This is a genomic window from Streptomyces roseochromogenus subsp. oscitans DS 12.976 (assembly GCF_000497445.1).
GTDB lineage: Bacteria > Actinomycetota > Actinomycetes > Streptomycetales > Streptomycetaceae > Streptomyces > Streptomyces oscitans.
Genome location: NZ_CM002285.1, coordinates 8,414,082 through 8,420,145 on the forward strand (window position 1 = coordinate 8,414,082; position 6,064 = coordinate 8,420,145).

Sequence of the window (6,064 nt, forward strand, 5' to 3'; positions counted from 1 at the left end):
CCCGCGGCCGCGCCTGTCGGCGGCGCGGAAGGCCCGGCGGACGCCGGTGTGGTGCGGGTGCGCCCGCGCCTGCCGGGTCCGTTCGAGCGGATGGACGCCTTCGGGGCGCGTGCCGAGCCGCTCGGACAGGACTTCGAGGAGCGGGTGCCGACGGAGTCCGTACGGCGGACGCAGCCATCTGCCGTGCAGCACCGGCCGGTTGAGACTGCGCCACGTCATGATGTGATGCCACTTCAGTCGGGTTCTCGACAACTGCCGTTGGCGCTGCTGGAGCAGACCGCACCGCAGCGCGGGGTGTTGATGCCCGCCGCCGTTCCGCAGCCTGCCACCGAACCGGCTGCGCGGCCCGCAGGACGCACTTCCTGGGAGGGCGAGCGCGATGATCCGACGCGGCGACCGCCGGCCGTCGGGCGGCAGGCTCCCGAGCTGACGGTGCGCCATGAGTCCTCCGAGGCCGACCCGGAGGGCGCCGCACCCCCCGCCCTCGTACCCGCCCAGAGCGCCCGGCCCGCGGCACGTCCGGCCGGGACCGCCGCCGTACGCCAGTCCGCCCGCGACAACGCGCGGCAGCGCCCGCAGGAGCGCACCGTGCACATCAGCATCGGCCGCCTGGAAGTCCGCGCCGCGGGCCGGCGCAACGACGCCGCCGCACGCCCGCGCGAGCGCGCACCGCAGCCAGGCCGGCAGTCGCCCGTCCTGAGCCTGGAGAAGTACCTGTCCCGAGGGGAGGCCCAGCGATGAGCAATACGCTCGCCGTGGCCACGGTCACCGAGGCGCTGCGCCAGCAGATCGCGCAGTCACTGGCGCCCGACATCCCGTTCGCCGTCGACGTCGCCGCGCGCAAGCCGCCCACGGACCCGCCGGCCGAACCGACGATCACCGTCTTCCTGTATCAGGTGACGCCCAACCCCTCGCTGCGCAACATGGACGCGCCCACCCGCGCGGCCGACGGCACCGTGCTCACCCGGCCCTCCGCCGCCCTCGACCTGCACTACCTGATCAGCTTCTACGGCGACGAGGCCGAGCTGGTCCCGCAGCGCCTGCTGGGCTGTGTGGTGCGCACCCTGCACGAGAACCCGGTGCTGTCCAAGGCGATGATCGAGGCCGCCGCCGAGCAGCCCTACCTCCAGGGCACCGATCTGGCCGACTCCCCGCAGCGGGTGCGCTTCACGCCCACCGCGCTGGACATCGACGACACGTCCAAGCTCTGGGGGATGCTCTACCAGAACAACACCCCGTACGCGCTCTCCCTCATCTACCAGGGCATCGCCGTGATGATCGACGGCCGTGCGACGCCGGTCGAGCCCAAGCCCGTCAAGACCCGTACCGTGCACGCCGTGCCCGAAGCCGGCTGAGCGGGAGCGGAGTCGCGACCATGGGAGGGGAGAAGGCGAAGGTGCCGGGTGACGGCGAACTGCACCACAAGGCGCTGTCCGTGGCGGTGGAGGCGGTGCTGGCCCGCCTGGACGCGCATGCGTCCGGGCCTGACGGCAACGGCGCGTCCGCCGCCACTGCCCGGTCCGAGCCTGCCGCTTCCCCGGAGCCGGAGCCCGGCAGCGCCCTGGACACCCTCTCCTCCTGCTTCGGCCTGAGCCCCTTCGAGCGCGACGTCCTCGTCCTGGCCGCCGCCGCCGAGCTGGACTCCACCACCGCGAGCCGCTGCGCCGCGGCCTGCGGTGACCCGGCCCGGCCGTACCCGACCTTCTCGCTGGCCCTGGCCTGCCTGGACGACGCGCACTGGAGCGCGCTCGCCCCGGTCGGCCCGCTGCGCCGCTGGCGGCTGCTCGAACTCGACGACCGCGAAGGGACGGTGGCCCTCACCGCCTCGCGCATCCGGGTCGACGAGCGGATCCTGCACTTCCTGGTCGGCGTCGACTATCTGGACATCCGCCTGCACGGACTGCTGACCTGGATCGCCCCGTCGGCGCAGGCCCTGCCGGCCGCGCACGAGCGCACCGTGCGTGCGGTGTCCGCGGGTTGGGCCGCGGCCGAACTGGACGCACTGCCGCATGTCGAGCTGGTCGGAGCCGACCGGCAGACACGCTGGGAGATCGCCGCCGCGGCGGCCCGCGAGTCCGGTCTCACTCTGTACGCGGTGTCCGCCGAGGACCTGCCGACCGATCCGGGCGAGCGCGACCGGCTCGCCCGACTGTGGCAGCGGGAGGCGGTGCTGCTGCCCGCGGCCCTGCTGGTGGAGCTGAACGACGGTTCGTCGGTTTCGCTGGGTGAGGCGCCGTCCGGGCTTTCCGCCCGGGACACCTCGGCCGCCGTCGACGCCCTGACCGGCGGGCTCGCCGTGCCGGTGGTCCTCTCCGCCGACGACCCGCGTCCGGCGACCGCTCGCGCCCGCGCCGAGCGGGTGACCGTTCCGGCGCTCAGTGCGGAGGAGCAGCTGGACGTCTGGACGGACGCGTTGGGCGGTCTTCCGGAGGTCACCGAGTGGGGACTGCGCGGGCTGGTCGCCCAGTTCTCGCTGCCCGCGCATGTCATCCGCTCGGCGGCGACCTCGGTCCGGCGTTCCTCGGGCTCCGGCGACGCCGGCCGCGATGCGACCCAACTGGCCTGGCGGGCCGGTCTGGTGGAGGCCCGTATGGCCCTGGACGAGCTCGGCCGCCGGGTCGAACCGCGGGCCGGCTGGAACGACCTGGTCGTCGCCGAGCGCCAGCGGGCGATACTCCGCGAGATCGTCGCCCATGTGCGTCGGCGGGCCACCGTCCATCAGGAGTGGGGTTTCGAGAGCGTGCTGCGCCGCGGACTCGGCGTCACCGCGCTCTTCGCGGGCGGTTCCGGAACCGGCAAGACCCTGGCCGCCGAGGTCATGGCGGGGGAGCTGGGCGTCGACCTCTTCGTCATCGATCTCTCGCAGGTGGTCAGCAAGTACATCGGCGAGACGGAGAAGAACCTCCGCCGGGTCTTCGACGCGGCCGAGCGCGGCGGCGCCCTGCTGCTCTTCGACGAGGCCGACTCGCTCTTCGGCAAGCGCAGCGAGGTCAAGGACAGCCACGACCGGTACGCCAACCTGGAGGTCAGCTACCTCCTGATGCGCATGGAGGCCTACCGCGGACTGGCCGTCCTCACCACCAACATGAAGAAGGCCCTGGACAACGCCTTCATGCGGCGGATCCGCTTCGTCGTCGACTTCCCCTTCCCGTCCGTGCCGGAGCGCGCCGAGATCTGGCGCCGCGTCATCCCGGACCGGACGCCGACACGGGGGCTGGACCCCGAGCGCCTCGCTCAACTCACCGTCGCAGGTGGCTCGATCCGCAACATCGCGCTGGCCGGCGCCTTCCTCGCCGCCGAGGAGGGCAGCCCGGTGCGCATGCGGCACATGCTCGCCGCGGCGCGCACCGAGTACCTCAAGCTCGAACGCTCCCTGACGCCTTCGGAGGTGGACGGGTGGGTCTGAACGACGTGCACGGCGTGACCGACGTGGCCGTGGACAGACGCCGGGTGCCCATGGGAGCCGCGCCGACCGCGATCCGTATCGACATCGGGGAACTCGCCTTCGACGGGTTCGACTTGAGCCCGCGCGACGCCGACCGCGTCCGCGAGTCGTTTCACGGCGAGCTGGACCGGCTGGTACGCGAGCACGGGGTGCCGGCCGCCCTGCTTGCCGACGACGACAGCGCATGCGACTTCCTCTCCGGGCTGCCCGAGCTGCCTGTCACGGGCAACCCGCGCCGCCTGGGCGAGGCCCTCGCCCGCGCGGTGCACGCCGGCCTGTCCGGTGCCGCGGACCGCCGCGGGGGGCGCCGATGAGCGGCACGTACGCGCCCGCCCAGGGCCGGCAGAGCAGCGGCGGCAACAAGCAGAAGGCCCGCAAGCCGCAGCGTGCCGCCCGTACGCCCGAGCCCAAGGAGATCATCAGCGGGGCCGGACACCCTCTCGATCCGGGCATCCGCAGGGAGTTGGAGGCGCGACTCGGCCATGACTTCAGCCGCGTTCGCGTGCACACCGACGAGGACTCGGCCGCGCTGGCAGACCTGGTCGGTGCCGACGCGGTCACCGTCGGCCAGGAGATCTTCTTCCGCAAGGGCGCCTTCCACCCCGGCACCGAGGACGGCCGCCGCCTGCTCTCGCACGAGCTGCTGCACACGGTCCAGGCCCCCGACCAGCCGGGCCGGCTGCGCGCGGGCCGTGACTTCGGCGGCGTCAGCCTGCCCACCGACGCCATCGAGCAGCAGGCCGAGCGGGGCGCGCGCGGCGCGGAAGCGGGACAGCCCGAGGTCACGCGGGACAGCTCCGCCACCCCCGGCTGGCTCCGCTACGCCCGCGTCGACGCCGACCGGCTGCGCAGCGAGCGCTTGGACCCGGCCACCCTCGTGGACCGCCTCACCGCGGGCATTCTGCGTTCGCTCCGGGGCGACCCGACCGACTCCTCGGGGCGCGTGCGCAAGCAACTGATGCGATTTGCACCGAAGTTGGAGCAGGCGGTGCTCGCCAAGCTCGAACTCCGCCTCCCGTCCTCCGACTACCAGCGCGTCCTCGCCCTCGCCGAGCAGACCTCGCATCTGCCCGAGGGTATGGACACCCCGCTCACCCCGGTCCCGGTCACGGACACGGTCGACCGGACCGAGGCCGAGCACGACCAGGACGATGTACGGGAACGCGACCACCGCGAGACCGAGCAGGAGCACCGCGACGACGCGGCCGAGGGCCGTCGACGCGAGCACCAGCGCCCGGACGGTTCCTCCCGAGAGCCGGAGGAGGAGAAACGCAGTCCCTCCGGGCGGCGTAAGCACGGGAAGCGGAACTCTGAGGAGCGGGGCGGGACTTCGTCGTCGTACGACACCGGCGGTGGCGCCTCCGCCGATGCCTCCGCGGCCACTTCCGCCGGCGCCTCCGCCTCCTCGGAGTCCTCGGCACCCGAGGGCGACTCCGCCGACCAGTCCGCATCCACCCGGCCCGGCGCCGCGACCGCGGACCGGGCGCAGGCAGCCGAGCCGGGTCAGGACCAGGCCCAGGGCCGAACCGCCGCCCAGCAGCAGGCCGGCGGCAAGGACGCCCAGGACAAGGACCGCAGGGACCAGGAAGCCCGGCAGGACCAGCAGGAGAAGAAGGACCAACAGGCCCAGCAGCAGAAGACCGACCAGAGCAAGGACCCCAAGGACAAGCCCGCCGCCACGAAGGCCGAGGGATCCCCGGAGCATGAGCGGAAGTCCGCGGCCAAGCAACCCGTCGCCGGCAGCAAGCCGCACAATCCGGACCACCTGCCCACCCCGCAGCCCGGCCCCGTCCGCCCGGAGGAGGTCGACAAGACCGCCGAGGAGCGCGACGGCTCGCTCGCCCGCCACGGCGTCGTCGAGGGCGACGAGGACGGCGAACCCCCCGAGCAGGAGGAGCCCGAGGGCCTGGAGCCGGGCGCCGACAGCGAGGTTGACGGTCCCCATGGCGGAGTTGGGCCCGGCGCCACCGGCGAAGCGGAGACCGCGCTCAAGCCGGAGGACTTCGTGCCCTCCACCGACCTCGACGTCTCCTCCGTGCCGACGGCCGACCAGATGCGCCCGCCCGCCGACGGATCCGCCCCGGTCCCCGCCGAGGTCCCCAGTTTCCCGGCCCCGCCCCCGACCAAGGCGGAGAAGGTCCAGACGGCGCGCCAGAGCGAGCGCGAGGACGACGAGCCCGCCGAGCCTCCCGTCGCGACGGCCCCGCCCGCCCCGGGCCGCCGTACTCTGCAATCGGCCCCGCAACCCGGTCCCGTCGCCGAGAACGAGGCCGGAGACCGTACCGAGCGCGACCTCCAGACCGAGAAGCCGGTCGAGCAGGAGGTCGGCCCGGACCCCGAGCACGCCCAACCCGCCGACGACGCCTCCCCGGCCGCGAAACCGGAGACAGAACCAAAGTCCGGGCCTGGCCAGCAATCTGACGAACTGTCAGCTCGTCCTCCTCAGACCGAAGAGGGCGCCGCCCCCACCCCCGCGCAGCAGGAGAGCGCGACCGAGCACAACGAGCGCCAGGAGGCCGAGCACGCCCCGGCCCCCGCGGTGCCGACCTCCGCCCTCGCCTCCGCACGGTCCGCCGGGGCGCTGCACCCGCACCAACCGGCGGGCGCCCCTTATGGACC

6 protein-coding genes are annotated in these 6,064 nt (G+C 73.7%); 5 read left to right on the top strand and 1 reads right to left on the bottom strand.

Going from position 1 to position 6,064, the window contains the following annotated elements; genetic code table 11:
* On the bottom strand, positions 1-219 hold a 219-nt coding region (locus tag M878_RS49765), incomplete at its 3' end, for a hypothetical protein (RefSeq protein ID WP_031226843.1).
* 6 nt (positions 220-225) lie between these two features.
* Between M878_RS49765 and M878_RS86080 the strand changes: the two genes are divergently transcribed.
* From M878_RS86080 to M878_RS86100, 5 genes are all read left to right on the top strand, one after another.
* Positions 226-741 carry a hypothetical protein gene (locus tag M878_RS86080; protein WP_158692829.1) on the top strand — a complete coding sequence of 172 codons (516 nt, stop codon included), beginning with the start codon at positions 226-228 and terminating at the stop codon, positions 739-741.
* Positions 738-1,355 carry a Pvc16 family protein gene (locus tag M878_RS86085; protein ID WP_023552710.1) on the top strand — a complete coding sequence of 206 codons (618 nt, stop codon included), beginning with the start codon at positions 738-740 and terminating at the stop codon, positions 1,353-1,355. The genes M878_RS86080 and M878_RS86085 overlap by 4 nt, the downstream gene beginning before the upstream one ends.
* 20 nt (positions 1,356-1,375) lie before the next feature.
* Positions 1,376-3,406: an ATP-binding protein gene (locus tag M878_RS86090; protein ID WP_023552711.1), complete on the top strand. Its 2,031-nt coding sequence runs from the start codon at positions 1,376-1,378 to the stop codon at positions 3,404-3,406.
* Positions 3,397-3,759, top strand: a complete 363-nt coding sequence (locus M878_RS86095) for a hypothetical protein (protein ID WP_023552712.1) — start codon at positions 3,397-3,399, stop codon at positions 3,757-3,759. The genes M878_RS86090 and M878_RS86095 overlap by 10 nt, the downstream gene beginning before the upstream one ends.
* Positions 3,756-6,064, top strand: a 2,309-nt coding sequence (locus M878_RS86100) for an eCIS core domain-containing protein (RefSeq protein ID WP_023552713.1), incomplete at its 3' end; no start/stop codon positions are given. The genes M878_RS86095 and M878_RS86100, both read left to right, overlap by 4 nt.